Origin of the sequence: Corynebacterium sp. ACRQP (genome assembly GCF_022345915.1) — a bacterium.
Classification (GTDB): Bacteria; Actinomycetota; Actinomycetes; order Mycobacteriales; family Mycobacteriaceae; genus Corynebacterium; species Corynebacterium lehmanniae.
Genome location: NZ_JAKRMZ010000007.1, coordinates 14,821 through 41,196 on the forward strand (window position 1 = coordinate 14,821; position 26,376 = coordinate 41,196).

At 63.4% G+C, this 26,376-nt stretch carries 25 protein-coding genes; 17 read left to right on the forward strand and 8 right to left on the reverse strand.

From position 1 onward, the window contains the following. Positions 1-229 precede the first annotated feature (229 nt). From MHY23_RS04050 to MHY23_RS04070, 5 genes are all read left to right on the forward strand, one after another. On the forward strand, positions 230-3,727 hold the full coding sequence (locus MHY23_RS04050) for a DNA-directed RNA polymerase subunit beta (protein ID WP_239306532.1): 3,498 nt from the start codon (positions 230-232) through the stop codon (positions 3,725-3,727). Between the two features lie 84 nt (positions 3,728-3,811). Continuing rightward, a complete protein-coding gene (locus tag MHY23_RS04055) occupies positions 3,812-7,810 on the forward strand; it encodes a DNA-directed RNA polymerase subunit beta' (protein WP_239306533.1) in 3,999 nt (1,332 codons plus the stop codon). Between the two features lie 264 nt (positions 7,811-8,074). After that, positions 8,075-8,683, forward strand: a complete 609-nt coding sequence (locus MHY23_RS04060) for a hypothetical protein (protein WP_239306534.1) — start codon at positions 8,075-8,077, stop codon at positions 8,681-8,683. Continuing rightward, a complete protein-coding gene (locus tag MHY23_RS04065) occupies positions 8,680-9,204 on the forward strand; it encodes a hypothetical protein (RefSeq protein WP_239306535.1) in 525 nt (174 codons plus the stop codon). Before MHY23_RS04060 ends, MHY23_RS04065 begins: the two co-directional genes overlap by 4 nt. Then, positions 9,201-9,860: a hypothetical protein gene (locus MHY23_RS04070; protein WP_239306536.1), complete on the forward strand. Its 660-nt coding sequence runs from the start codon at positions 9,201-9,203 to the stop codon at positions 9,858-9,860. The genes MHY23_RS04065 and MHY23_RS04070 overlap by 4 nt, the downstream gene beginning before the upstream one ends. A gap of 1,282 nt (positions 9,861-11,142) precedes the next feature. On the opposite strand, the gene MHY23_RS04075 is transcribed toward MHY23_RS04070, so the two are convergent. Next, positions 11,143-11,763 (reverse strand): DUF1707 domain-containing protein, encoded by a 621-nt coding sequence (locus tag MHY23_RS04075; protein ID WP_239306537.1) that lies wholly within the window; start codon positions 11,761-11,763, stop codon positions 11,143-11,145. Between the two features lie 81 nt (positions 11,764-11,844). Between MHY23_RS04075 and MHY23_RS04080 the strand changes: the two genes are divergently transcribed. Genes MHY23_RS04080 through MHY23_RS04090 form a run of 3 tightly spaced genes read left to right on the forward strand, consistent with a single transcriptional unit; the run spans position 11,845 to position 13,570 of the window. Next, positions 11,845-12,435 carry a hypothetical protein gene (locus MHY23_RS04080; RefSeq protein WP_181889779.1) on the forward strand — a complete coding sequence of 197 codons (591 nt, stop codon included), beginning with the start codon at positions 11,845-11,847 and terminating at the stop codon, positions 12,433-12,435. After that, the gene (locus tag MHY23_RS04085) at positions 12,432-12,929 is read left to right on the forward strand and encodes a hypothetical protein (protein WP_181889780.1); all 498 of its coding nucleotides are present in this window, start codon (positions 12,432-12,434) and stop codon (positions 12,927-12,929) included. The genes MHY23_RS04080 and MHY23_RS04085 overlap by 4 nt, the downstream gene beginning before the upstream one ends. Next, entirely contained in the window at positions 12,926-13,570 is a 645-nt protein-coding gene (locus MHY23_RS04090; RefSeq protein ID WP_181889781.1) for a hypothetical protein, read from the forward strand. Before MHY23_RS04085 ends, MHY23_RS04090 begins: the two co-directional genes overlap by 4 nt. Here the strand turns inward: MHY23_RS04090 and MHY23_RS04095 are convergent. After that, entirely contained in the window at positions 13,540-14,826 is a 1,287-nt protein-coding gene (locus tag MHY23_RS04095) for a hypothetical protein (RefSeq protein ID WP_239306538.1), read from the reverse strand. The genes MHY23_RS04090 and MHY23_RS04095 overlap by 31 nt on opposite strands. 224 nt (positions 14,827-15,050) lie before the next feature. On the opposite strand from MHY23_RS04095, the gene rpsL reads away from it, so the two are divergent. The 5 genes from rpsL (at position 15,051) to MHY23_RS04120 (ending at position 20,500) form a co-directional block, all read left to right on the forward strand. Then, positions 15,051-15,422: a 30S ribosomal protein S12 gene (rpsL, locus tag MHY23_RS04100; protein ID WP_034997208.1), complete on the forward strand. Its 372-nt coding sequence runs from the start codon at positions 15,051-15,053 to the stop codon at positions 15,420-15,422. Positions 15,423-15,425: 3 nt separating this feature from the next. Further along, positions 15,426-15,893 (forward strand): 30S ribosomal protein S7, encoded by a 468-nt coding sequence (gene rpsG, locus MHY23_RS04105; protein ID WP_085956818.1) that lies wholly within the window; start codon positions 15,426-15,428, stop codon positions 15,891-15,893. A gap of 202 nt (positions 15,894-16,095) precedes the next feature. Beyond that, a complete protein-coding gene (gene fusA / locus MHY23_RS04110; RefSeq protein ID WP_239306539.1) occupies positions 16,096-18,219 on the forward strand; it encodes an elongation factor G in 2,124 nt (707 codons plus the stop codon). 324 nt (positions 18,220-18,543) lie between these two features. Next, positions 18,544-19,734, forward strand: coding sequence for an elongation factor Tu (gene tuf, locus MHY23_RS04115; RefSeq protein WP_181889784.1), 1,191 nt, complete (start codon positions 18,544-18,546; stop codon positions 19,732-19,734). Between the two features lie 85 nt (positions 19,735-19,819). Continuing rightward, the gene (locus MHY23_RS04120; RefSeq protein ID WP_239306540.1) at positions 19,820-20,500 is read left to right on the forward strand and encodes a hypothetical protein; all 681 of its coding nucleotides are present in this window, start codon (positions 19,820-19,822) and stop codon (positions 20,498-20,500) included. Here the strand turns inward: MHY23_RS04120 and MHY23_RS04125 are convergent. Genes MHY23_RS04125 through MHY23_RS04150 form a run of 6 tightly spaced genes read right to left on the reverse strand, consistent with a single transcriptional unit; the run spans position 20,497 to position 23,777 of the window. Continuing rightward, entirely contained in the window at positions 20,497-21,057 is a 561-nt protein-coding gene (locus tag MHY23_RS04125; RefSeq protein WP_181889786.1) for a hypothetical protein, read from the reverse strand. The two genes, MHY23_RS04120 and MHY23_RS04125, sit on opposite strands and share 4 nt — an antisense overlap. Beyond that, positions 21,054-21,722, reverse strand: a complete 669-nt coding sequence (locus MHY23_RS04130; protein WP_181889787.1) for a hypothetical protein — start codon at positions 21,720-21,722, stop codon at positions 21,054-21,056. Before MHY23_RS04130 ends, MHY23_RS04125 begins: the two co-directional genes overlap by 4 nt. Next, the gene (locus tag MHY23_RS04135; protein ID WP_181889788.1) at positions 21,706-22,686 is read right to left on the reverse strand and encodes an Asp23/Gls24 family envelope stress response protein; all 981 of its coding nucleotides are present in this window, start codon (positions 22,684-22,686) and stop codon (positions 21,706-21,708) included. Before MHY23_RS04135 ends, MHY23_RS04130 begins: the two co-directional genes overlap by 17 nt. After that, positions 22,686-22,886 carry a hypothetical protein gene (locus MHY23_RS04140; RefSeq protein ID WP_181889789.1) on the reverse strand — a complete coding sequence of 67 codons (201 nt, stop codon included), beginning with the start codon at positions 22,884-22,886 and terminating at the stop codon, positions 22,686-22,688. Before MHY23_RS04140 ends, MHY23_RS04135 begins: the two co-directional genes overlap by 1 nt. A 42-nt stretch (positions 22,887-22,928) precedes the next feature. Beyond that, positions 22,929-23,231: a hypothetical protein gene (locus MHY23_RS04145; protein WP_181889790.1), complete on the reverse strand. Its 303-nt coding sequence runs from the start codon at positions 23,229-23,231 to the stop codon at positions 22,929-22,931. 3 nt (positions 23,232-23,234) lie between these two features. Continuing rightward, positions 23,235-23,777, reverse strand: a complete 543-nt coding sequence (locus MHY23_RS04150) for an Asp23/Gls24 family envelope stress response protein (protein WP_181889791.1) — start codon at positions 23,775-23,777, stop codon at positions 23,235-23,237. A 591-nt stretch (positions 23,778-24,368) separates the two neighbouring features. Here MHY23_RS04150 and rpsJ point away from each other — a divergent pair. From rpsJ to rplW, 4 genes are read left to right on the forward strand one after another with little or no spacing between them, the layout of a single operon-like run. Then, on the forward strand, positions 24,369-24,674 hold the full coding sequence (gene rpsJ, locus MHY23_RS04155; RefSeq protein ID WP_034997227.1) for a 30S ribosomal protein S10: 306 nt from the start codon (positions 24,369-24,371) through the stop codon (positions 24,672-24,674). Positions 24,675-24,710: 36 nt separating this feature from the next. Further along, the gene (gene rplC / locus MHY23_RS04160) at positions 24,711-25,367 is read left to right on the forward strand and encodes a 50S ribosomal protein L3 (protein WP_181889792.1); all 657 of its coding nucleotides are present in this window, start codon (positions 24,711-24,713) and stop codon (positions 25,365-25,367) included. Further along, positions 25,364-26,029, forward strand: coding sequence for a 50S ribosomal protein L4 (rplD, locus tag MHY23_RS04165; protein ID WP_181889793.1), 666 nt, complete (start codon positions 25,364-25,366; stop codon positions 26,027-26,029). Before rplC ends, rplD begins: the two co-directional genes overlap by 4 nt. Further along, positions 26,030-26,335 (forward strand): 50S ribosomal protein L23, encoded by a 306-nt coding sequence (gene rplW, locus MHY23_RS04170; RefSeq protein ID WP_070475003.1) that lies wholly within the window; start codon positions 26,030-26,032, stop codon positions 26,333-26,335. The last annotated feature ends 41 nt before the right edge of the window (positions 26,336-26,376 follow it).

Consider the following 26,376-nt stretch of genomic DNA (forward strand, 5'->3'; position numbering starts at 1 on the left):
GGGGGCCTTTACAAACGGGGGAGATTACTCTATGGTTGTTCTTTGCGCTGGAAGCCGTCTCCAGTACGCGTAGAGAGCCTTGTGCAACGGATTGAGAAAATCCGATTTGACAAGGTGATTTTGTTGTCTCTGGGGGCGGGTCTTCTAAAGCAGACCGAATGCTAACTTATCCTGCGGAAACGCCACTGGGCCGCGAAGCCAGACGCGGTGCGGTGAGCCTCCGCCAGAGGTGCTGGAAGGACCCAACTTGGCAGTCTCAGACCAGACCATGAACATGGCTGATATCCCCGGGGCTCCCGAACGTTACTCGTTCGCGAAGATTAATGAGCCGATCACCGTCCCCGGGCTTCTTGATGTGCAGCTCGAATCCTTCGCGTGGCTCGTCGGCACGCCGGAGTGGCGCGAGCGCGAGCAGGCCAACCGCGGCGACGATGCACGCATCACGTCCGGCCTGGAGGACATCCTCGACGAGATCTCCCCGATCGAGGACTACTCCGGCAACATGAGCCTGACGCTGTCCGAGCCGCGCTTCGAAGACGTGAAGTACACGATCGACGAGTGCAAGGACAAGGACATCAACTACTCCGCGCCGCTGTACGTGACCGCGGAGTTCATCAACAACGACACGCAGGAGATCAAGTCCCAGACCGTGTTCATCGGCGACTTCCCGCTGATGACGGACAAGGGCACCTTCATCGTCAACGGCACTGAGCGTGTCGTCGTCTCGCAGCTGGTGCGCTCCCCGGGTGTGTACTTCGACGAGACCATCGACAAGTCCACGGAGCGCCCGCTGCACTCCGTGAAGGTCATCCCGTCGCGCGGCGCGTGGCTGGAGTTCGACGTGGACAAGCGCGACACCGTCGGCGTGCGCATCGACCGCAAGCGCCGCCAGCCGGTCACCGTGCTGCTGAAGGCCCTGGGCTGGACCACCGAGCAGATCACGGAGCGCTTCGGCTTCTCCGAGATCATGATGTCCACCCTGGAAAACGACGGTGTGTCCAACACCGACGAGGCGCTGCTGGAGATCTACCGCAAGCAGCGCCCGGGCGAGCAGCCGACGCGCGACCTTGCGCAGTCCCTGCTGGAGAACTCCTTCTTCAAGGCCAAGCGCTACGACCTCGCGCGCGTGGGCCGCTACAAGGTCAACCGCAAGCTCGGCCTCGGCGGCGACCACGACGGTCTGATGACGCTGACCGAAGAGGACATCGCCACCACGCTCGAGTACCTCGTGCGCCTGCACGCCGGCGAGACCGAGATGACCTCCCCGGCCGGCGAGATCATCCCGATCAACACCGACGACATCGACCACTTTGGCAACCGCCGCCTGCGCACCGTGGGCGAGCTGATCCAGAACCAGGTCCGCGTCGGCCTGTCCCGCATGGAGCGCGTCGTGCGCGAGCGCATGACCACCCAGGACGCGGAGTCCATCACCCCGACGTCCCTGATTAACGTGCGCCCGGTCTCCGCGGCAATCCGCGAGTTCTTCGGCACTTCCCAGCTGTCGCAGTTCATGGACCAGAACAACTCCCTGTCCGGCCTGACCCACAAGCGCCGCCTGTCCGCGCTTGGCCCGGGCGGCCTGTCGCGCGAGCGCGCCGGCATCGAGGTGCGAGACGTGCACCCGTCCCACTACGGCCGCATGTGCCCGATTGAGACCCCGGAAGGCCCGAACATCGGCCTGATCGGCGCGCTGGCCACCTACGCGCGCGTGAACCCGTTCGGCTTCATTGAGACGCCGTACCAGAAGGTAAACGACGGCAAGCTCACCGGCCAGATCGACTACCTCACCGCCGACGAGGAAGACCGCTACGCCATCGCCGAGGCCGCGACCCCGATGGACAAGGACAACAACCTCACCGGCGAGCGCATCGAGGTCCGTCTGAAGGACGGCGACATCGGCGTTGTCGGCCCGCAGGGCGTTGACTACCTGGACATCTCCCCGCGCCAGATGGTGTCCGTCGCAACCGCGATGATTCCGTTCCTGGAGCACGACGATGCGAACCGTGCGCTGATGGGCGCGAACATGCAGAAGCAGGCTGTGCCGCTGCTGCGCGCCGAGTCGGCCTACGTGGCCACCGGTATGGAGCAGCGCGCTGCGTACGACGCGGGCGACACCGTCATCTCCAAGAAGGCCGGCGTGATCGAGAACGTCACCGGCGACTTCATCACCGTCATGGACGATGAGGGCGGCCGCGACACCTACATGCTGCGCACCTTCGAGCGCACCAACCAGGGCACCTGCTACAACCAGACCCCGATCGTCTCCGCGGGCGACCGCGTCGAGGCCGGCCAGGTCATCGCAGACGGCCCGGGCACCAAGGACGGCGAGATGGCGCTCGGCCGCAACCTGCTGGTTGCGTTCATGCCGTGGGAAGGCCACAACTACGAGGACGCCATCATCCTCAACCAGCGCGTGGTGGAGGAGGACATCCTCACCTCCGTGCACATTGAGGAGCACGAGATCGACGCCCGCGACACCAAGCTGGGCGCCGAGGAGATCACCCGCGAGATCCCGAACGTCTCCGAGGACGTGCTCAAGGACCTGGACGAGCGCGGCATCATCCGCATCGGCGCGGACGTGCGCGACGGCGACATCCTGGTGGGCAAGGTCACCCCGAAGGGCGAGACCGAGCTGACTCCGGAGGAGCGCCTGCTGCGCGCCATCTTCGGCGAGAAGGCCCGCGAGGTGCGCGACACCTCCCTGAAGGTGCCGCACGGCGAGCAGGGCAAGGTCATTGCCGTGCGCCGCTTCTCCCGCGAGGACGACGACGATCTGTCCCCGGGCGTCAACGAGATGATCCGCGTGTACGTGGCTCAGAAGCGCAAGATCCAGGACGGCGACAAGATGGCCGGCCGCCACGGCAACAAGGGTGTCGTGGGCAAGATCCTGCCGCAGGAGGACATGCCGTTCATGGCTGACGGCACTCCGGTGGACATCATCCTGAACACCCACGGTGTGCCGCGCCGTATGAACATCGGCCAGGTGCTGGAGATCCACCTGGGTTGGCTGGCCAAGGCCGGCTGGACCGTCAACCCGGACGACCCGGCGAACGCCAAGCTGCTCGAGACTCTGCCGGAGCACCTCTACGACGTGCCGGCTGATTCGCTCACCGCAACCCCGGTGTTCGACGGCGCGACCAACGACGAGATCGCAGGCCTGCTCGCCAACTCCAAGCCGAACCGCGACGGCGACGTCATGGTCGACGGCGAGGGCAAGACCACCCTGTTCGACGGCCGTTCCGGCGAGCCGTACAAGTACCCGATTTCCATCGGCTACATGTACATGCTCAAGCTGCACCACCTGGTGGATGAGAAGATCCACGCTCGTTCCACCGGCCCGTACTCCATGATTACGCAGCAGCCGCTGGGCGGTAAGGCCCAGTTCGGCGGCCAGCGCTTCGGCGAGATGGAGGTGTGGGCGATGCAGGCATACGGCGCCGCCTACACCCTGCAGGAGCTTTTGACCATCAAGTCCGATGACGTGGTGGGCCGCGTGAAGGTCTACGAGGCCATTGTCAAGGGCGATAACATCCCGGATCCGGGCATTCCGGAGTCCTTCAAGGTGCTGCTCAAGGAGCTGCAGTCCCTGTGCCTCAACGTGGAGGTTCTTTCCACCGACGGCACCCCGATGGAGCTCGACGGCGACGACGACGAGTTCGATCAGGCCGGCTCCTCGCTTGGCATCAACCTTTCCCGTGACGAGGGTGCAGCGGCGGACACCGCCTAAGCGCCAGGTAGCCGTCGCAAAGCAATTGCTTTTCGACGGCACGACGAACGAACAGCACACATCTAGAAGAAAAGGAACTTTTACGTGTTTGACGTAAACCTCTTCGACGAGCTTCGCATCGGCCTGGCCACCGCCGACGACATCCGCCGTTGGTCCCACGGCGAGGTGAAGAAGCCCGAGACCATTAACTACCGCACCCTCAAGCCGGAGAAGGACGGCCTGTTCTGCGAGCGCATCTTCGGCCCGACCCGCGACTGGGAGTGCGCCTGCGGCAAGTACAAGCGTGTCCGCTACAAGGGCATCATCTGTGAGCGCTGCGGCGTTGAGGTGACCAAGTCCAAGGTGCGCCGCGAGCGCATGGGCCACATCGAGCTGGCCGCTCCGGTGACCCACATCTGGTACTTCAAGGGTGTCCCGTCCCGCCTGGGCTACCTGCTGGACCTGGCGCCGAAGGACCTCGAGCGCATCATCTACTTCGCGGCAAACATCGTCACTTCCGTTGACGAAGAGGCGCGCCACACCGACATGTCCACCCTCGAGGCGGAGATGTTGATGGAGAAGAAGGATGTCGAGGACGACACCAACTCCGAGATCGCGGACCGCGCGCAGAAGCTGGAGGAGGACCTCGCCGAGCTCGAGGCTTCCGGTGCTACCGCCGCTGCCCGCAAGAAGGTGCAAAACGCTGCGGACAAGGAAATGCAGCACATGCGCGAGGCCGGCGAGCGCGAGGTTGAGCGCCTGGACGAGATCTGGACCACCTTCCAGAAGCTCGCGCCAAAGCAGATGATCATCGACGAAAACCTCTACGAGGAGCTCGTCGACCGCTACGAGGACTACTTCACCGGCGGTATGGGCGCGGAGGCGATCCAGACCCTGATCCGCAACTTCGACCTCGACGCCGAGGCCGAGGAGCTGCGCGGCATCATCGCCGAGGGCAAGGGCCAGAAGAAAGTCCGTGCCCTGAAGCGCCTGCGTGTCGTCGCCGCGTTCCAGCGCTCCGGCAACGACCCGGCCGGCATGATCCTGGACGCGATCCCGGTGATCCCGCCGGAGCTGCGCCCGATGGTCCAGCTCGACGGTGGCCGCTTCGCCACCTCCGACCTGAACGACCTGTACCGCCGCGTGATCAACCGCAACAACCGTTTGAAGCGCATGATCGACCTGGGTGCGCCCGAGATCATCGTGAACAACGAGAAGCGCATGCTGCAGGAGTCCGTTGACGCACTGTTCGACAACGGCCGCCGCGGCCGCCCGGTCACCGGCCCGGGCACCCGCCCGCTGAAGTCCCTGTCCGACCTGCTCAAGGGCAAGCAGGGCCGCTTCCGCCAGAACCTGCTGGGCAAGCGCGTGGACTACTCCGGCCGTTCCGTGATTATCGTCGGCCCGCAGCTGAAGCTGCACGAGTGCGGTCTGCCGAAGCGTATGGCGCTCGAGCTGTTTAAGCCGTTCGTGATGAAGCGCCTGGTGGACAACGACTACGCGCAGAACATCAAGTCCGCCAAGCGCATGGTGGAGCGCCAGCGCCCCGAGGTGTGGGACGTGCTGGAAGAGGCGATTTCAGAGCACCCGGTGCTGCTCAACCGCGCACCGACGCTGCACCGCCTGGGCATCCAGGCCTTCGAGCCGAAGCTGGTCGAGGGTAAGGCCATCCAGCTGCACCCGCTGGCCTGTGAGGCGTTCAACGCCGACTTCGACGGCGACCAGATGGCAGTCCACCTGCCGCTGTCCGCTGAGGCGCAGGCTGAGGCCCGCGTGCTCATGCTGTCGTCGAACAACATCCTGTCCCCGGCGTCCGGCAAGCCGCTGGCGATGCCGCGCCTGGACATGGTCACCGGCCTGTACTTCCTGACCATGCTCAAGGGCCCGCAGGAGATCGGCGGCGAGGGTGCGTACGCACCTGCCGACGAAAACGGTCCGGCCCGCGGCGTCTACTCGTCCTACCGCGAGGCCATCATGGCCTACGACCTGGGCGTGCTGGGCCTGCAGGCCCCGATCAAGGTCCGCATCGACCACCTGCGTCCGACCCCGGAGATCGAGGCGGAGCAGTTCCCGGACGGCTGGGAAAAGGGTCAGGCTTGGATGACGGACACCACCCTGGGTCGCATCATGTTCAACGAGCTTTTGCCGTTCAACTTCCCGTACCAGGAAGGTGCCATGGTCCGTAAGGGCGGTGGCGGCGGCAAGGTGCTGCTGGGCGACATCATCCAGTCCATGGTTGAGAAGTACCCGATGATCACCGTCGCGCAGGTGCTGGACAAGATGAAGGACGCCGGCTTCTACTGGGCGACGCGTTCCGGCGTGACCATCTCCATGGCCGACGTGCTCATCCTCCCGAACAAGACCGAGGTCCTCGAGCAGTACGAGAAGGAAGCCGAGGCCATCGAGCGCAAGTTCTGGGAGAAGGGTGCGCTGACCGAGGAGAACCGCTACGACCGCCTGGTCGAGCTGTGGCAGGACGCCACCAACAAGGTGGGCCAGGCCGTGGAGGACCTGTACCCGGACGACAACCCGATTCCGATGATCGTGAAGTCCGGTGCTGCCGGTAACATGCGCCAGATCTGGACCCTGGCTGGCATGAAGGGCATGGTCGTGAACTCGCGTGGTGAGTACATCACCCGCCCGATCAAGACCTCCTTCCGCGAGGGCCTGTCCGTGATGGAGTACTTCAACAACTCCCACGGTTCCCGTAAGGGGCTGGCCGATACCGCGCTTCGTACCGCGGACTCCGGCTACCTCACCCGTCGTCTGGTGGACGTGGCGCAGGACGTCATCGTCCGCGAGGAGGACTGCGGCACCCGCCAGGGCGTCAAGGTTCCGGTTGCGGTCGAGTCCGGCGGTTCGTTCGCGCGCCACGACCTGGTCGAGACCTCCGTGTCCGGCCGCGTCCTGGCTGCCGACGTCAAGGGTGCCGACGACAAGGTCATCGCCGAGGCCGGCACCGAGCTGACTGAAGAGCGTATCGACGAGCTCGTGGCCGCCGGTGTCACCGAGATCAAGGTCCGTTCCGTGCTGACCTGCCAGACCCCGACCGGTGTCTGCGCCAAGTGCTACGGCAAGTCCATGGCGTCCGGCCAGCTCGTGGACATCGGCGAGGCTGTCGGCATCGTGGCTGCGCAGTCCATTGGTGAGCCGGGTACGCAGCTGACCATGCGTACCTTCCACCAGGGCGGCGTCGGCGGCGACATCACCGGCGGTCTGCCGCGTGTGCAGGAGCTGTTCGAGGCCCGTGTGCCGAAGAACCGTGCCCCGATCGCATCCGTGGCGGGCACCATCTCGCTCGAGGACGAGGGCAACTTCTGGACCCTGACCATCCACCCGGACGACGGCTCCGACGTGGTGGTCTACGAGAAGCTGTCCAAGCGCCAGGGCCTGGCCCAGGTGCGCCGCCCGATGGAGTCCAACCCGGAGGCCATGATCGAGCGCGGCCTGCGCGAGGGCGACCACGTCGAGGTGGGCGAGCGTCTGCTCCGCGGCGCTGCCGACCCGCACGACGTGCTCGAGGTCCTCGGCCGCCGCGGTGTAGAAAAGCACCTGATCGACGAGGTCCAGGCTGTGTACCGCACCCAGGGTGTGTCCATCCACGACAAACACATCGAGATCATCATCCGCCAGATGCTGCGCCGCGGCACCGTCATCGACTCGGGTTCCACCGAGTTCCTGCCGGGCACCCTGGTGGATCTGTCCGAGGCACGCCAGGTCAACGCCGCAGCTGTGGCGGACGGCGGCGAGCCGGCGGAGATGCGCTCCGAGATCATGGGCATCACCAAGGCCTCGCTGGCCACGGAGTCCTGGCTGTCGGCGGCCTCCTTCCAGGAGACCACCCGCGTGCTCACGGACGCCGCGATCAACAAGCGTTCCGACAAGCTGATCGGCCTGAAGGAGAACGTGATCATCGGCAAGCTGATCCCGGCCGGTACGGGTATTTCCCGCTACCGCAACATCCAGGTCAAGCCGACCGAGGCAGCGCGCTCCGCGGCGTACTCCATCCCGACGTTCGGCGACTCCATCTACGGCGACGAGGGCTACGGCGAATTCACCGGCGCCTCCGTCCCGATGGACGAGTTCGGCTTCGAGGAGCTGTAACACCAGGCCCAGCATTCTGGCTTAGCTAGGTCTGCTTGAGAAACGCCCGGCTTCCCCGCGAAGGGGAGGCCGGGCGTTTTGCTTTTCGACGAACGTGCCCCCCTGAGCGAGGGGATGGTCCAAACGCTGACCCCACCCCGCACCTTTGCTCATCGATGGGTTCCGTTTGTCGTTCCGTCGTCGACAGATCAAGGCATTAGCCTTCCGGAAGTCAGGACTTCGGTATTCCCGAACTTCGGAGTTAGTTGCGGATACGATCGTGGTGTGAAAAGCAAGTCATCGCGTAAAACCAGTACCGAGCTAGCGAGGATGCGTGTGGTCGCTGCTGCTTCGCTGGTGGCGTTAATGGGAGTGGTGGGGCTAGGCGGCGGCTTTCTCTCCGCCAATCCGCAAAAGGTAATAGTTACGGATGGCGAAACAGAGGGAACGTCTCCGGTGTTGATAAAAGCTGCCCCGTTCGAAATGGAAATTCAGCGATCATACATTGTCGACAGTGCCCGTGTGATCGAGATGAATATCGTGAACCACGCTACGGTTCCGATATCAGGACCTGACTTTGTCCGGGGGTTTAAGCTTCTGGATTCAAATCGCCGCGAGGCTGATCTCCCATTCGTTCCCAAGAGTGCACACAGGATAGAGACTGGAGTGCCGCTAGAGAAAATCCCCCGCGGTTCTATACCTCCATTCAATCCGAATGTGCCAGCTAGAATTGTGCTTGTTTTTGAAGACGTCTCTGATGATGCAGACCTATCATTTGAAGTTGCAGGTGCTGACCAGCTCCAAATCTGGTCGCGAGAGTATCGAAGGACTCCACTCGATGGGTCGACGGGATGGTGGTTGGGCGATCCAGTAGCGGAAGTGGCGTTCGAATGAACTATTTCCAATCGCAAAAGGCCGTTGTCGCGGGCATCGCCTCATTATTCATCCTTTTTATCGGGATCGAGGTCCAAAAGCAAATTCCGAACCGTGTTGATCTTGTTTATTCCACCTTCGATTTTGAAAGCAGCGCGCCGCTCATCGGGGAAATAGGCGAGATTCGCACTGTCTTGGCCACCCAAGTAAATGGTTCCTCTACCGAGGGGAGGTGGGTCGTTATCGATTTTTCACGAAAAGCGGACGAACCCTTCGGGCTGCGAGGTGTAATTGAAGATTCGGACGGAACCCAGTATTTATCAACTTTTCCGATGAGCTATGGATGTGGTTTTGGGTATCCAGGTCTAGCTAGACATTGCGTACTTGCTTTCGAGGTCCCAAGCGCTTTCACCGCCGATGATGTGTCGTCGTCAAATCTTTTGATTTATGGGGCTAACTCGAAAATGAGTCCCAGGATCGTTATCCCAATCGGCCAGGTGTCTGAGGAAGATGAGATTGTGCGTGAAGGGTTGACTATATGACCAAACGATGGTGGGTAAGAGCATTGTTGGCAGTGCTGGTTATGCTTGCAGCCTCCGCACAGCCGTATTTCATGATTTATAAGCCCGAGTCGTGGAGCCGCGAACATCTTCTCTACGCGGAAGGTTCCAAGCGGTTCGATCTGCCCGTGCAGGAAGTGGAAAACATTGCCAATCTCCCTAGGGTCGCTGAGGTCGAACTCCGAGGTTTCGAGCAAATTGAGGACGACAACAGCTACGGCGTGGAAGTTCCAGACGAGTTCGACGGTTGGCTTTTGCTCACGCAATGGAGCGCTCCTACACATTCGATACTCAGTGGTTGCCAGATATGGTTTACCGGTTCGGATGGGAAGACTTACGGAGATATGGAGATTTTGCTCAGCGACCTTATGCGGCGTTCTACCGCGATCCCCGAGGAGATCAGGACCACGGCAGGCTGCACTCCGCCTATGCAAAGTGGGCCCCGTTACGCATGGGACGATGGGAGGCTTGAGAATGAGTTCCCGCGTCCGGAGGAGTGGGAAAACCTATTTTCGGTCGTAATGCCAGACGGAGTGCACCCGACAAAACTCCACTTCGGGTGGAGACAACCGCACTACGTCACCTTGGAGCTGCCTGACTCAAAACCGTTTATAGATGATCTTGTTGGGTCGTCTTGAGAAAAATGATCGAAAGCAGACGCGATCAGGCTAATCACTACGACGAGGTAGACTGCCTTTGCGCAAATGAGGATATACGGCCCGGCTACCTCGCTAACTAACTCCTCTTGAGGCCCGACTATCGCACGTCCAAGCTTGATTAAGCCGATCTCAATAAAATTGGTGAGAGTGAAGACGAGGCAAAAGACAGCCAACGGGAAGGCCCCGGAATGTGTAAGTGACCGAATTCCGGCCCAAGTCGTTTTCAACGGTTCAAAAACTGGTTGCATTGCTTGAGCGCGCAACCTGGATCCTTGGGGCCTACCGCGGTTGGTATTTTGTGGGTTAGTTTGGAAACTAGGCAGAGACCCAAACACGATGACGGCGAGCGTCAGCCAGGCTATCGGCACAGCCACGAATTGAAAGGCGTACTGTGCCTAAGTAGTGAACCAAGCAGCCATGCTTGGAAAGAACCCTGAAGAAACATCCCAGCCAGCGGAGGCGTTGCTAATGCTCTGGAATACTGGAGCCACACTGCGTCGGCTAAGTACCCATCGCTGAACTTGTAGAGTCACAAAGGCCGACCCCGTGGACATCCACAACACTTCGAGGTAGGCCGCGATGAGTTCGAGGACGCGATTCGGCCCGCTCTGTGCCATTAAGTGTCCGAGCAATTTACGAAGCAGAACAGTAACCACAACGAGCGAAATTAGGAGTGGAGTGCTGTTTATAAATGAGCGAGAAGTATCTGCATCAACCCCATGGTTCCAAATTTCAGTCGTAGTGGCGGCATACCTGAACGTCGCGAGGTCGTCGCTGAGCATCCCGTGGGATGCGTAGGCACTTAGAAATGGCACCAGTAGGGCGCCTACAGAGAGCAATCCACCCCTGTGAATCCACTGCTGCGCAGGGAAAGGGCTGGACTCGAAAGAGCGAAGAGACGGTGTGAGAAACCACAAACCGAAAATCATCGAGACCATCACGCATGCTGGCGCGAGAGGCATAATCAGCATCGCTGCGAATGAGCTAAAGGACGATATCCAAGTGGCGAACCAGATAACCGCTTGACGGCCTGCGAGGCCCAAGCTGACTGCGGTAACGATTTGTGGCAAGTGGTGGCCCAGCATCCGTAAGGCTTGCCCGGGTATAGCGAGAAATTCGGAAAAAGCCCCCAATAATGCACCGTAAAGCGCACTTGAGTCTCTAGCCATGCATGGGAGTTTAGCTTCAGAACTCGGTAGAGGACAGATAAGAGGATTCTGAACCCGCAAAACTGATGTTGAGCAGAATTGAATCTTCCGCTCTACCCCACCCGGGCGCCACGGGCCGCGCGCGTGATGCCCACGCCGCCCATCAGGGCGAGGCCGCGGACACGGATCACGGGCGCGTCGGCAGGCAGCTGCGCGACGGGGACGGTGCAGGACGGGTGGTCTTCGATGCCGAAGCCGCCCATGATGCCGATGCCGTCGTCGATCACGCGGACGTCGTCGGGCACGATGATGTCGATGCCGCCCATGATCGCCACGGCGTTGACCGTGGTTTCGTGGGCGGCGAACCGGGCTTCGCGCAGGTCGAGTGCGTTGCCGCCCATCAGGGTGAGGGAGGTGTGTGTCGGCGCCATGAGCCACTGGCCGGTGCGTTCGGACCCGCCCATGACTGACAGCGTGAATGCGGAACCGCCGCTTTCGCCTGTGACCAGCGCGTGGGATGGGGCAACTTCCCGGTCCGGGCGTTTGACGGGCGAGAGGTCCTCCACCAGGCCGGGAAGTTCGTCGGCGTAGGTGGCGGCGTAGAGGGCGCGGGAGCGTTCGTCGAACTCGGCCATGGTGATCTGCCCGTCGGCGAAAGCGTCTTGGAGGTGTTTGGCGGCGGTGTCGCGCTCAGCGTCGGAGGCGCGTTTGCGGGGCGGGGTGGGGTTGTCCATAACTTGGACAGTAGTTGCCGAAGGTGGCGTCGGCAGGCGAAAGGCACGCGAATATTGCCGCATTCTGCTTAGATTCCACGTGTGAGCGAAAAGTCGGCGAAGCACCAGCCCGTGCGGGGGTTGGCGAAGTCGGTCGCGGCGGACATCGGGACGAGGACGAACGCGACCGTCGCGGGCTTGCTTGCGCTCGCCGGCGTGACAGGGCTGGCCGGCGGGTTCGAGGAGGCGGCGCCCGAGCAAGTCGTCACCGCCACCGAGACGGCGGAGCCGCAGGAGCTGGACGTTTCGCCGTTGACCGTCCAGGTGCAACGCACCTACGTCCTCGACGGCGCGCGGGTGGTGCACATGCGGCTGACCAACACCGCTGAGCGGCCCATCTACGCGGTGCAGTGGCACCAGGCGTTTGATCTGGAGGATTCAGCGTCGGAGGAGCAGCCGAAGTTCCAAAAGATCGACGCGCGCCTCACCAGCGACGAGGACTTCGAGAGCGTCCCGCTGCCGGACAACCAGCTGCTAAACCCCGGCGTGCCGCAGGACATCGCCCTCGTGTTCAGCGGCGAAGACGCCGGCGACACGCTGGTGGTGTGGTCGATGGAGTACCGCAAGTCCTTCCTGGACGGCGACAAAACCTGGTTTGCCAAAGAGCGCGTGGCGGAGGTGGAGCTGCGATGAATTTCCGCAGGGTGTGGACCACCGCCGCGGCACTCGCGTTGCTTGTGCTGGGCATGCAGCTTCGCGACGTGCTGCCCAACGCCGCCGACCGCGCCGCCGCAAGCTTCGACTACGCCAACTCGGCCCCGATCATCGGCGACGTGGAGGACGTGCAGGTCACCGTGGCGGAGACCTTCAACGGCACTGCCTCCAACGCCAGGTGGGTGGTGGTGGACTACCAGTTCACCCAGGACCAGGAGGTGTTGCTTGGCGCGGAGATTGAGGCGGCCGGCGGGAACCTCTACGCGCCGGAGAACACCCCGGGCAACGCGTGCGAGCTGACCTACCCGGGGCTGCGCAGCCCCTGCACGCTGGTGTTTGAGATGCCGGAGGATGAGGTCGAAGCCGCCACGCTGTATTTCTACGTGGGCAACCGGATGGGCCCGCGCGTGGTGGTGCAGCTGCCGGAGACGCAGCGGCAATCCCGGGTGACCCGTGAGGCGGTGTGGTTGTGAGGAAGCTCTGGTGGGCAAGCGCGCCCGTGGCTGCCGGTCTGATGCTCGCGGCGTCGTCCCAGCCGTACTTCAGCCTGGTCAGGCCGTGGACGTGGTCGCAGGAGCAGGTGATCGCCGCGGGCGCTGCGGGCAGCTTCGACCTGCCGGTCGCGGATTTCGACGGCGCACGGCACCAAGCGGACGTCGAGGTGCTCGGCTTCCAGGCAGTGGAGGACGAAAGCCAGATCGGCCTGCACTCCCCGGAGGGATTCACCATCTGGGCGGTGTTGACGCAGTGGCACGCGCCGGCGGAGTCGGTGCTGGAGAACTGCCGCATGTGGGTGACCGGCTCGGACGGCAAGGAGTATCTGCGCAAGGACGGGCTGTTCGGCACGCCCATCGACGACTTCAGCGCCCTGCACGCCTGCACCCCGCCGGGGGAGGCCGGCCCCGTGGTCCGGGTGGACGAGATCGGTTCCACCGGACAGCACCTCGAGCCGGGTGATCCGCGCCCGGACGAGTGGCGCAAGGTCACCCCGCTGGCGCTGCCGGACGGCGTGCAACCGGTCAAGCTGCATATCGGGTGGGACTTTCCCCACTACGCCACGGTGGTGCTGCCGGAGCCGAAGGTCTACGTGGATTCCCCTTCTTTCGGCGAGTAGCTGTGCCGCAGGAAGAAGTCCAGGCCTGAGGCGATTAGGCACACCACCACCAGCAGGTACACCGCCCGCGCGACCACCAGCAGGTAGTTGAGGACCTGTTCCGCGGCCATCTTGCTGTCCACCGGGCCGATGAGGGTGCGCCCAAGCTCGACCACGCCAAGCTCGACGCTGGTGGCCAGCATGAACACGATGCAGAAGATGGTCATGGGCACCAGCCCCGCCCGCGCAAGGGTGCGCAGCCCTTTGAGCGTCGCCTTGATGGGCCCGACCACGGGCTGCAGCGCCTCGTCGACCGCATGCTTGGCCTCGTTGTGGGCGGCGGCCTGCATGCGTTTGCGGATGCTTATCGACGCCCCCTCCGGCGCCTCCTCGACCTTCGCATCTTCCGCCTTCTTGGCGGCGAGCGTGGTGCCGAAGACCACGGCGCCGAGCGTCAGCCACGCAATCGGAACGGTCACCAGCTGGTTCAGCGTCGGAAGTTGGTCGGCGAGCCAGCCCCACGCGTCGCCAAGCACGCCGGTGTGCTCAGCGACGTCGGTCTTCAGTTCTTCGTAGCGTTGGTGAGCCGGGGCCAGGCTGCGGCGGGAAAGCGCCCAGTCCTGCACGGCGCTGAGCCGGTTGGTCAAAAACACCGACACTGTGGTCATCCACAGCACTTCCAGGTAGGCGGCGAGATAGGTGAATCCGAGTCCCTTCTCCGCCAGGACGAAGTAGCCGATGATTTTGCGCAGCACTATGGTGCCGGCGATCAGGCCGATCAGGGCGGCGGTGTCGTCGATAAATGCGCGCGTGAAGTCCGCTTCGAAGCCTTGGTTGAAGTACTCGTCGTAGGTGGTGGCGCGGCGGAACGCGGCGAGGTCCTCTTTGAGCAGGCCGTGGGTGGAGTACACCGTGAGGAAGCTGATCAGCATGCCTCCGGCGGAAAGCAGGCGCACCCGGGAAGAGCCGTCTTTGCGGTCCGGAAACGTCGCCGCGAGGAACGGCAGCGAGGGGCGCAAAAGCCACAGCGAGAAAATGATGGCCAGCATCACCATCAGCGGCGCCAGCGGCATGACAAGGCTGGCGGCGAGGCTGCTGAATGTGGAGAGCCACACCGCCAGCCAAATCACGGCCTGGCGCCCGGCAAGGCCGAGGCATACCACTGTGACCAGCTGCGACAGGTGGCGAAACAGCAGACCCGCCGCGCGTGCCGGAATCACCGCGGACTCAACAGCAACGTCGCGCAGCGACTGGGAGACACCCGTCCAAGGAGCCATGGCAGCAGTGTAACCGGGCGACCGCGGACACGCAGTTTGCTTTGCGACGTTCCTTCGGTGTACCTTTAGCGAGGTTTCGCCCGTATCTTGCGGCGCGAAGTACTCGAACTCCATGCGACTCGTTCACACGGGAGTTCATGCAATCGGCAGGGCCCCGAAGAAGAGCCCCCATTTTTGCATGTATGGCCGGGTGTGGGCGGGACGCGCTAACAGAAAGAGCGTGAATGCCTACTATTCAGCAGCTGGTCCGCAAGGGCCGCCACGATAAGTCCACCAAGGTGGCGACCGCTGCGCTGAAGGGTTCCCCGCAGCGCCGCGGCGTGTGCACCCGCGTGTACACCACCACTCCGAAGAAGCCGAACTCTGCTCTGCGTAAGGTCGCCCGTGTGCGCCTGACCTCCGGCATCGAGGTTTCCGCATACATCCCGGGCGAGGGCCACAACCTGCAGGAGCACTCCATGGTGCTCGTGCGCGGCGGTCGTGTGAAGGACCTGCCGGGTGTGCGCTACAAGATCGTCCGCGGCGCTCTGGATACCCAGGGTGTGAAGGACCGCAAGCAGGCTCGCTCCCGTTACGGCGCGAAGAAGGGACAGTAAACAATGCGTAAGCAGCAAGCACCGAAGCGTCCCGTAGTCAAGGATCCGGTTTACAACTCCGAGCTGGTCACCATGCTGGTGAACAAGATCCTGCAGGACGGCAAGAAGTCCACCGCAGAGCGCATCGTTTACGGCGCGCTCGAGCAGTGCCGTGAGAAGACCGGCACCGACCCGGTGGGCACCCTGGAAAAGGCCATCGGCAACATCCGTCCGGACCTCGAGGTTCGCTCCCGCCGTGTCGGTGGCGCGACCTACCAGGTCCCGGTCGACGTCAAGCCGGCCCGCTCCACCACCCTCGCACTGCGTTGGCTGGTCACCTTCACCCGTCAGCGCCGCGAGAACTCCATGATGGAGCGCCTCGCCAACGAGATCCTGGATGCTTCCAACGGTCTCGGCGCCTCCGTGAAGCGCCGCGAGGACACCCACAAGATGGCCGAGGCCAACCGCGCCTTCGCCCACTACCGCTGGTAGTCGCTGGAGCAAGGCGAAGCATGGAAACCCGGAAACTGCATACCCGCTTCCTAGGGAAGCGAGCTGGTGCGTTTCCGGGTTTTTCCAGCTGAGTCGGACCTCACGCTGCCACTTCCGCGATGTAGTGGCAGAATTGACAAAGGACAACTGACCGACATAGGCGCCGACAGGCGTCGACGACTTCAAAGTTGGGGTATTTAACGTGGCACAAGAAGTGCTTAAGGACCTGAACAAGGTCCGCAACATCGGCATCATGGCCCACATTGACGCCGGTAAGACCACCACGACCGAGCGCATCCTCTTCTACACGGGCATCAACCGCAAGGTTGGCGAGACCCACGATGGCGGCGCCACCACTGACTGGATGGAGCAGGAGAAGGAGCGCGGCATCACCATTACGTCCGCTGCTGTGACCTGTTTCTGGAACAACAACCAGATCAACATCATCGACACCCCGGGTCACGTGGACTTCACCGTCGAGGTGGAGCGCTCCCTGCGCGTGCTGGACGGCGCTGTTGCCGTGTTCGACGGCAAGGAGGGCGTGGAGCCGCAGTCCGAGCAGGTGTGGCGCCAGGCTGCGAAGTACGACGTTCCGCGTATCTGCTTTGTCAACAAGATGGACAAGCTGGGCGCTGACTTCTACTACACCGTCGGCACCATCGTCGACCGCCTCGGTGCGAAGCCGTTGGTTATGCAGCTGCCGATCGGTGCTGAGGACGACTTCGACGGCGTCGTTGACCTCATCGACATGAAGGCCCTGCTGTGGCCGGGCAAGGTCGAGACCGGCACCCCGCCGCAGATCCAGGAGATCCCGGAGGATCTCAAGGAGAAGGCTGAGGAGTACCGCGAGAAGCTGCTCGAGACCGTCGCAGAGTCCGACGAGGAGCTCATGGAGAAGTACTTCGGCGGCGAGGAGCTGACGAAGGAAGAGATCCAGGCGGCCATCCGCAAGATGACCATCGCTTCCGAGATCTACCCGGTGTTCTGCGGTACCGCATACCGCAACAAGGGCATCGAGCCGATCCTCGACGCTGTCGTCGCATACCTGCCGAGCCCGATCGACATCGGCGACGTCCACGGCACCTCCGTCGACGGTGAAGAGGAGCTGACCCGTAAGCCGTCCGTCGAGGAGCCGTTCTCCGCTCTGGCGTTCAAGATTGCCGTCCACCCGTTCTTCGGCAAGCTCACCTACGTGCGCGTCTACTCCGGCCAGGCCATCCCGGGCGAGCAGATGCTCAACTCCACGAAGTCCAAGAAGGAGCGCGTGGGCAAGCTCTTCCAGATGCACGCGAACAAGGAGAACCCGGTCGAGCACGCCGACGCCGGCAACATCTACGCGTTCATCGGCCTGAAGGAAACCACCACGGGCGACACCTTGTGCAACCCGGATCACCCGATCATCCTCGAGTCCATGGACTTCCCGGACCCGGTGATCCAGGTGGCCATCGAGCCGAAGACCAAGGCTGACCAGGAGAAGCTGGGCACCGCTATCCAGAAACTCGCTGAAGAGGACCCGACCTTCACCGTTCAGCTGGACGAGGAGACCGGCCAGACCGTCATCGGCGGCATGGGCGAGCTGCACCTCGACGTCCTGGTGGACCGCATGAAGCGCGAGTTCAAGGTCGAGGCGAACATCGGTTCCCCGCAGGTTGCGTACCGCGAGACCATCCGCAAGAAGGTGGAGTCCCTGGACTACACCCACAAGAAGCAGACCGGTGGTTCCGGCCAGTTCGCGAAGGTCATCGTCACCATCGAGCCGTACTCCCCGGACCCGGAGGAGCTGGAAGAGGGCGAGTCCGCTTCCTACAAGTTCGAGAACGCCGTCACCGGTGGCCGCGTGCCGAAGGAGTACATCCCGTCCGTGGACGCTGGTATCCAGGACGCGATGCAGTACGGCTTCCTCGCCGGCTTCCCGCTGGTGAACATCAAGGCCACGCTTGAGGACGGCGCTTACCACGACGTCGACTCCTCAGAAATGGCGTTCAAGCTCGCTGGCTCCCAGGTGCTGAAGGAAGCTGTCGCCAAGGCGAAGCCGGTCCTGCTCGAGCCGGTCATGGCCGTTGAGGTTGTGACCCCGGAGGAGTACATGGGCACCGTCAACGGTGACATCAGCTCCCGCCGCGGCCAGGTCTTCGCTATGGAGGACCGCTCCGGCGCGAAGGTCGTCAAGGCGAAGGTGCCGCTGTCCGAGATGTTCGGATACATCGGCGACCTGCGTTCCTCCACCGCCGGCCGCGCGAACTTCACCATGGTGTTCGACTCCTACGCTGAGGTTCCGCAGTCCGTCGCTCAGGAGATCATCGACGAGCGCAACGGCAACAAGTAGTTGCCGCCCGCCCCTCCTCACGGGTCCGCACCGCGTGCCAGCGGTGCGGCGCGGATTCCGCGGAGGCGGGGTGAGAGGGCAGCGGCCGCGCTGAGGAACCGCCCACTAACCGGGCGGTGTCTGAGCCGGCCGTTACCCTCTAGGTCGATCCGGGGGAAACGGCAAGGCCGGTTTGAAAAACGGCCGCTGGAAACCTAGGATCTTGTAACTGGCACATTGTGAAATGGCTCCCGTATCCGTGCCCTACGCTGGGCGCGGGCCGGGGCGTATGTAAACCACGTGGCTGCGAAGGTCGTAGTCACCATGAAGTCCAGGAGGACAACAGTGGCAAAGGAAAAGTTCGAGCGCACTAAGCCGCACGTGAACATCGGCACCATCGGTCACGTCGACCACGGCAAGACCACCACCACCGCCGCTATCACCAAGGTGCTGGCAGATGCTTACCCGGAGGAGAACAAGGCCTTCGCCTTCGACGCAATCGATAAGGCTCCGGAGGAGCGCGAGCGCGGCATCACCATCAACATCTCCCACGTGGAGTACAACACCCCGAAGCGCCACTACGCTCACGTGGACGCCCCGGGCCACGCCGACTACATCAAGAACATGATTACCGGCGCTGCTCAGATGGACGGCGCAATCCTCGTGGTTGCTGCTACCGACGGCCCGATGCCGCAGACCCGCGAGCACGTGCTGCTCGCTCGCCAGGTCGGCGTTCCGTACATCCTCGTCGCTCTGAACAAGTGCGACATGGTCGACGATGAGGAAATCATCGAGCTCGTCGAGATGGAGGTCCGCGAGCTGCTGGCCGAGCAGGAGTACGACGAAGATGCTCCGATCGTCCACATCTCCGCTCTGAAGGCTCTCGAGGGCGACGAGAAGTGGGTTCAGTCCGTCATCGACCTCATGCAGGCTTGCGACGACTCCATCCCGGATCCGGAGCGCGAGACCGACAAGCCGTTCCTGATGCCGATCGAGGACATCTTCACCATTTCCGGCCGCGGCACCGTGGTTACCGGTCGTGTGGAGCGTGGCGTGCTCAACCTCAACGACGAGGTCGAGATCATCGGTATCCGCGAGAAGTCCCAGAAGACCACCGTCACCTCCATTGAGATGTTCAACAAACTTCTCGACACCGCTGAGGCCGGCGACAACGCAGCTCTGCTGCTCCGTGGCCTGAAGCGCGAGGACGTTGAGCGTGGCCAGGTTGTCATCCACCCGGGCGCTTACACCCCGCACTCCAAGTTCGAGGGTTCCGTCTACGTCCTGTCCAAGGACGAGGGCGGCCGCCACACCCCGTTCTTCGACAACTACCGTCCGCAGTTCTACTTCCGCACCACCGACGTCACCGGCGTTGTGAAGCTGCCGGAGGGCACCGAGATGGTCATGCCGGGCGACAACGTCGAGATGTCCGTCGAGCTGATCCAGTCGGTCGCTATGGACGAGGGCCTTCGCTTCGCTATCCGCGAGGGCTCCCGCACCGTCGGTGCTGGCCGCGTCACCAAGATCCTGGACTAATTCCAGACCTGGTGTAACCAGCTGACGTAAAAGCCGTCTTCCCCGCCGGGGAGGGCGGCTTTTCGCATGCGCTAGGCTCTCATGCGTGCACGACCCCACCCGAATCCCACGCCTGACCCAGGCGCTGCAGCGTGCCTGGGAGGGCCAGCCGGACCTGAACTTCGCCCAGCTCATCGGCGTGCTGCAAAACCGCGGCCTAGGGTGGGGCACAACCGACGACGAGACCATGGAGCTCTTTGCGGCGATGGAGCGCGAGCATCCTTCGCTTATCGACGCCACCGCCGGCCCCCACACCATCACCACCCTCAACCCGCCGCACCTGGTGACCATCACAGGCGGCTATGTGGTGGTGCGCAGCGGCACCGATCCCGAACGTATGCCATCTGTGTGGCGGATGGGCGGGATGCGCAAGACCGGCCCCGGTCTTCCGTTAGTCGTCTCCGACGAGGAAGGCGTGGAGCACCGCCTGGGGATAGTGTCGTTGTTGGAGCGGATTGCGGGGGAAGCGGAGGCGTCGATAAGCATCGCGCAATCGGCGGTGGGCAGTAGGCGCTGGCTGGTCCAATTCAGCGACGGCGCGCGAGCCGTGGTGGGGCAGCGCATCCGCCTCTGGCGGGTAGACGGGCGGGCAGTGGACACCAAACGTATCGCCTGGAGCGAGATTCTGCGCTGCGAACCTGGTGCGGAGATGGAAATAGCCCCAGCGGGCGGCGGGATGCCGGTCTCGCTGGGGCTGGTGCAGCTCGTGCTGGAGTTGGAACGCTAGGCGGTAATCCGATCCAGCTGGAGCTTCCACACCGAGTCAATGTCCATGGTGTGATTAGCCATGCGGAAGTCCTGATCCGCGGCCTCGATGATGCGCACGGCATCATCGAGCGGGTACTCCGGGTTGGCAAAGACGGTGAACGTCGCGGTCGGACGCTGGCCCACCATCGCCACCTTGCTGGACGCGCGGCGGATCTCGTTGGCGTCCTCCAGGGAGGAGCACGCTGCCTCGGCAACCCGCTGGACGTTGATGACAGTCTCGCCGTGCTCCGGATCCGCAGGCAGGATGCCACGGTTCGAAAACGCGCGGGACCGGATGTTCGCCAGCAGGATCCACAGGCCCAGGATTGCCGCCACGACAGCGCCGATGATCAGCGCGGTGACGTAGTGGTCCTGGTAAGCCAGGTCGATCAGGCGGGTGCGGTCGAGGTAGTCGGCCGCGTCGACGAGGTAGGGGATCTGCCAGTACTCGGCGACCGGGAAAAGGCCAGCGGCGATCAACAGCAAACTGAGCAGGAAGAGCACTAGTCGGTTGAAGAAGCTGAGTGTCTTCGTCATCGCGTCACCTCCGGGGTCGTCGTGGTGGCGGGCGCGGACTCCGTAGTGGTCTGAGGCGCGCCTGAACGCTGGGCAGTCGATTGCTGCGTAGCAGGGCTGGGCAGCAACTTCACCGACACAGCCGGCGGGGTTTGCAGGGCATGGAACTCACCGTTCAAGGATTGGGTGATGCGCTCCTGCATGGCGGCGCCGGATCCGTCGTCGACTACTTGCACCTTCACATTCTTGCGGTTCGCCTTCGTGCTCACCTGTTCACCGCCGAGGTCCCCGCGGGTGGTGAACGTGGCCTTGCGGGCGATGTCCACCGGGCGGGTCCAAATGGAGGCGGGGGAGTTCACCCGCACGTAGCCGTGCGGGCGCGGCTTGAACGTGAAGAACAACAGGATCAGGCCGAGCAGCACCAGAATGATGCCCACGACAACTGCCGTCACATCGGCCTCAAAGGAACCGAGGAAGTCCCAGGTGCGGCCCAGCCAGGAGTCCGACGGGGCCTCGTCGCCGTAGAAGTGGTACCACAGGTCGCGCGCCGCGACGCCAGCCAGCGCGAGCAGCAGCAGGCTAATCAGCACCGCGAACCAGCGCGAGGCCGGGTTGCCCAGCGGCTCGTCGCCCGGGTGCGGGCCCACTGCTTGAGCTGGGGGTGCAGTGTTAGCGGGAGCGGTCATAGTACTTCACCACCGGTTCAATCGTGATCTGCTTAAGCGGCTTCGGCGCGGGCGCCGTGGGCACCACTACCGGCTGCGGCCCAGGTGCGGAGGAAATCGGGGCGCGCGCCACCGGCTCCACCACGATGGGCTTGAGCGGCGGGCGGTTGACCGTGATCTCCTTCAGCGGAGCGCGGCGCGGCAGCGGCACCTCGCGGGGCTGGGCGAAACGCTGGACGTCCACAGGCTTGAGCGCCTGCAGTGGGGGCAGCTGCGGATGGCGGGCGACAAGCTCGTTCGCCTGCGGCGACCACGGCTGCACCGGTTCCGGCGGGAACGGGACCCGCGCCTCCGTCGGAGAGGTGTGGATGGCAACGAGGCGCTGCGGCTCCGGCACCTCGGGGGAGAACGTGCGCACTGGCTCCGGGGTCTCCGGAGTAAACGTGCGCACCGGCTCCGGCTGGTCCGGGTGCTCCACCTCGATTGGGGCGGGGACGACCACATCCCGCATGTCTTCGACGAGCGAGCGCGCCTCGATCGGCATGAGCTGCTCGAGTGGCTTGGTCACGGGGTGCTCCACGCGGGTCGGGGAGACCTCGATGGGGGTCGGGATCACGAAGGCTTCGTGCTCCGCCACCTGGTCCCAGGTCACGCGGCCGGTGTCGGGGAGGGTTTCCACATTGGCCACTGTGACCTTCACGCGCGAGACGTCCAGGCCCACCAACGTGCGGATGTGCGCGATGATGGTTGCGCGCACAGCGTCGGTGATGGCAGCTACCGGGGCGGGGTAGGAGGTGGCAATCTCGGTGTCCACCGCCACTGTGCCCGTCGCCTGGTCCAGCCGGGCGTGGATGCGCGGGAAGCTGCGTCCCGCGAGCCCGGCCAGCTTCGCGTCGATGGTCCGGCATCCCGGCACCGCCGCAGCTGCCACCTCAGCGACGCGCTCGATGGTGCGCTCACTGACGTGGTAGAAGGAATTATCCATTAGCTTCGGCCTCTGCCGGTGCCGTTACTCAGGGCCGCGGACAGGTCCAGACGGCCGTCGAGCTGGGCCCCGACAACCCCGCCGATGATGGTGAACAGCAGCAGCCAGAGCAGGCCCGGCCAACCGCCGAAGGTGACAAAGAAGGCGATTACAACACCGATGAGGATGCCGGTCAGCGCCTTGTTAGCAAAAAGATTCATAATAAAACCACGTTTCGGGTTATGAGGTTGGGGCGGGCAGCGCTACTGCGCGTCGCCTGCGACAACGTCCACGAACTCCGCATCGGATGCGCCGAGAACAGCCGCCCGGACATCCTCGGCCACGTCCTGCACCTTGCGGCCGGATGCGACGTCGAAGACGAAGTGGACTTCAAATCCGGTTCGGCCGTCCCGCGAGATGGCCTTCAGGCCTTCAATGCGGGTGTTGGGCAGGTAGGTCGCAATCTCGCCGACGCGGCCGCCGTGCAATGCGGCGACCCCGTCGACAGCGACGGCGGCATCGCGGACGCCCTCCGCAACCTCGCGGCTAACGGGGGTGTACGCCATGGCTTACTGGTTGATCGGCTGGTTGACAGCCTGGTAGTTCGCGTTGGTGTCCTCGAGCTGCTCGGCGCCCTCCTGCTCCGGCAGGTGCACGTCGTGCACGGTGACGTCCACGCGGTCCACGATCAGGCCGGTCATGCGGGTGATGGCGACGGTGACGTTCTCGCGGATAGCGTTAGCCAGCTCGTGGATGGCCACGCCGTACTCGGCGATGATGGCGACGGCGACGGAAGCGTGGCCGTCCTCGACCGCCACGTTGACGCCCTGCTGGACGTTGGTGGAGGAGGTCAGGGACTCGCGCACAGCGCCCCACATGCGGGCAGCGCCGCCGCCCAGGTTGTTGACGCCGGAGACCTCACGGGCAGCGATGCCTGCGATCTTGCCCACAACGTTGTCGTCGATGACGGTGGAGCCGTGCTCGGTCTCCAGGTTCTCGTTGCGCGGGCGGACCTGCTCCGGCTCCACTGCGGTGGAGGAGGAAGCCGGGGTGTTAGCGCCGGTGGTCTTTGCGGTGTTTGCAGAGGTCTCGTTAACGTTCTTGTCGGCCATGACGGTCCTTTCAATCTGTAAATACTGTGCATCCGTGACCTCCGGATGTGAGGCGCACGGTCTGGAAATAAAGGGTACACAGATCTAATCGCTCGGGCTGGGGTGAGGAGAAGGTGATACCAAGTTGCAATATTTGTGGGCTCGCCGGAGGTTCGTCGTGAAGCGGGGCTTGTGCTTCCTGCAACCTTGTGTTTTAATACCCAGGTTGCCTTGACATGGGCCGGGTGAAACCGGCCGGTGGCCAGGCAAACATGACACCTTCCAACCGGAAGAAACCGGAGAAGGGCCATGGCAAATTCACAGCGGCAGTACGCAAGGGTCACGCGCCCTTCCGAGTCTGACACCCAGGCATGTGCTTATAGACGGGCACGCCTTGGCGGAAGCACTGAAACAGCATGAATTTGCTCGGTCACCTTCCGGACGTGTCATGGCAGTCAGAAACGACACTGGCGTTGAGCCAAGGGCCCAGCCCGGACAACGTTATAGAGAAACTAGAAGCTACAAACCCCACCGCTTCGCCCGTTTCTCACTCCGTTCGAAATGAGCGGGAGAGAATAAGGACGAACGTGGGGATGCGAGGAAGAGGTAAGCGTGGCGGGACAGAAGATCCGCATCAGGCTCAAGGCTTACGACCACGAGGCGATCGACGCATCCGCGAAGAAGATCGTCGAGACGGTCACCCGCACGGGTGCCCGCGTCGTGGGCCCGGTGCCGTTGCCCACCCAGAAGAACGTGTACGCCGTTATTCGTTCTCCCCACAAGTACAAGGATTCTCGCGAGCACTTCGAGATGCGCACTCACAAGCGCCTCATCGACATTCTCGACCCGACGCCCAAGACGGTGGACGCGCTCATGCGCATCGACCTGCCGGCAAGCGTCGACGTGAACATCCAGTAGAGCAATCCCCAACGTAAGTAGTGGAGAACTAACAACATGTCTGAGAACCAGATCAAGGGCATTCTGGGCAAGAAGCTCGGCATGACCCAGATCTTCGACGAGGACAACCGTGTTATCCCGGTTACCGTCGTCGAAGCTGGGCCGTGCGTGGTCACCCAGATCCGTACCCCTGAGACCGATGGCTACTCCGCCATCCAGATCGCCTACGGCGACATCGATCCCCGTAAGGCAAAGAAGCCACAGGCCGGCCACTTCAAGAAGGCCGGCGTGAACCCGCGCCGTTTCGTCGCCGAGATCCGCATGGAGGACACCTCGGGCTACGAGCTCGGCCAGGAATTCAACGCAACCATCTTCGAGGGCGACACCTACGTGGACGTCGCCGGCACCACCAAGGGCCACGGCTACGCCGGCGCCATGAAGCGCCACGGCTTCGCCGGCCAGGGTGCCGCACACGGTAACCAGGCTGCGCACCGCCGCGTGGGCTCCATCGGCGCCTGCGCAACCCCGGGCCGCGTGTTCAAGGGCACGCGCATGGCAGGCCGCATGGGCGGTAACCGCGTTACCACCCAGAACCTGAAGATCCAACGCATCGACGGCGACAACAACCTCATCCTGATCAAGGGCGCCATCCCGGGCGCAAAGGGTTCCGTTGTCACCGTCAAGACCGCAGTGAAGGGCGGTGCTCACGCATGACGAACCTGACGCTTGACGTCCACACCGCTGACGGAGCCACCAAGGGCTCTGTCGATCTCCCGGCCGAGTTCTTCGACCGCGAGGCTTCCGTGGCGCTGATGCACCAGGTTGTGAACGCACAGCTTGCTGCAGCTCGCCAGGGCACCCACGCGACGAAGACCCGCGGCATGGTTTCCGGCGGCGGCAAGAAGCCGTTCCGCCAGAAGGGCACCGGCCGCGCACGCCAGGGTTCCACCCGTGCGCCGCACTTCACCGGCGGTGGCACCGTGCACGGTCCGCAGCCGCGTTCCTACGCGCAGCGCACCCCGAAGAAGATGATCAAGGCTGCCCTCGCAGGCGCTTTGACCAACCGCGCACAGAACGAGCGCATCCACATCGTGGAGGACCTGGTTCCGGGCCAGACCCCGTCGACCAAGTCCGCCCGCGCTTTCATCGAGCGCCTCACGGACCGCAAGTCGGTTCTGCTGGTGATCGGCCGTGATGACGTGAACTCCCGCCTTTCCGCAAGGAATCTGCCGGGCGTCCACATCATTGAGCCGACCCAGCTGAACGCATACGACGTACTCAACGCTGACGATGTCGTGTTCTCGGTCGAGGCGCTGCACACCTTCGTCAACCGCGGCAAGGAGCTCGCTACCGCCGCTGCGGAGGAGGAGAAGTAAATGGCTAAGATCGCGAACCCGCGCGACATCATCATCGCGCCCGTGCTCTCCGAGAAGAGCTACGGCCTGATGGAGCAGAACACCTACACGTTCTTCGTCGCTCCGTCGGCCAACAAGACCCAGATCAAGATTGCCGTGGAGCAGATCTTCGGCGTCGACGTCGCATCGGTGAACACCGCTAACCGCGAGGGCAAGCGCAAGCGCTCCCGCACCGGCTACGGCCAGCGCAAGGACACCAAGCGCGCCTACGTCACGCTCCGCGAGGGCAGCGACTCCATCGACATCTTCGGAGGTGCGACGGCCTAACGGCTATCGCACAGCGAAGAGGACGATAGAAAAGGAACCAT

Excerpts from the sequence above, each read along its gene's own strand:
- MHY23_RS04065 (WP_239306535.1), top strand. The coding sequence starts at position 8,680 with ATGAACTATTTCCAATCGCAAAAGGCCGTTGTCGCGGGCATCGCCTCA.
- MHY23_RS04070 (WP_239306536.1), top strand. The coding sequence starts at position 9,201 with ATGACCAAACGATGGTGGGTAAGAGCATTGTTGGCAGTGCTGGTTATG.
- MHY23_RS04075 (WP_239306537.1), bottom strand. The coding sequence starts at position 11,763 with ATGGACAACCCCACCCCGCCCCGCAAACGCGCCTCCGACGCTGAGCGC.
- MHY23_RS04085 (WP_181889780.1), top strand. The coding sequence starts at position 12,432 with ATGAATTTCCGCAGGGTGTGGACCACCGCCGCGGCACTCGCGTTGCTT.
- MHY23_RS04095 (WP_239306538.1), bottom strand. The coding sequence starts at position 14,826 with ATGGCTCCTTGGACGGGTGTCTCCCAGTCGCTGCGCGACGTTGCTGTT.
- rpsL (WP_034997208.1), top strand. The coding sequence starts at position 15,051 with ATGCCTACTATTCAGCAGCTGGTCCGCAAGGGCCGCCACGATAAGTCC.
- rpsG (WP_085956818.1), top strand. The coding sequence starts at position 15,426 with ATGCGTAAGCAGCAAGCACCGAAGCGTCCCGTAGTCAAGGATCCGGTT.
- MHY23_RS04125 (WP_181889786.1), bottom strand. The coding sequence starts at position 21,057 with ATGACGAAGACACTCAGCTTCTTCAACCGACTAGTGCTCTTCCTGCTC.
- MHY23_RS04130 (WP_181889787.1), bottom strand. The coding sequence starts at position 21,722 with ATGACCGCTCCCGCTAACACTGCACCCCCAGCTCAAGCAGTGGGCCCG.
- MHY23_RS04135 (WP_181889788.1), bottom strand. The coding sequence starts at position 22,686 with ATGGATAATTCCTTCTACCACGTCAGTGAGCGCACCATCGAGCGCGTC.
- MHY23_RS04140 (WP_181889789.1), bottom strand. The coding sequence starts at position 22,886 with ATGAATCTTTTTGCTAACAAGGCGCTGACCGGCATCCTCATCGGTGTT.
- MHY23_RS04145 (WP_181889790.1), bottom strand. The coding sequence starts at position 23,231 with ATGGCGTACACCCCCGTTAGCCGCGAGGTTGCGGAGGGCGTCCGCGAT.
- MHY23_RS04150 (WP_181889791.1), bottom strand. The coding sequence starts at position 23,777 with ATGGCCGACAAGAACGTTAACGAGACCTCTGCAAACACCGCAAAGACC.
- rplC (WP_181889792.1), top strand. The coding sequence starts at position 24,711 with ATGTCTGAGAACCAGATCAAGGGCATTCTGGGCAAGAAGCTCGGCATG.
- rplD (WP_181889793.1), top strand. The coding sequence starts at position 25,364 with ATGACGAACCTGACGCTTGACGTCCACACCGCTGACGGAGCCACCAAG.
- rplW (WP_070475003.1), top strand. The coding sequence starts at position 26,030 with ATGGCTAAGATCGCGAACCCGCGCGACATCATCATCGCGCCCGTGCTC.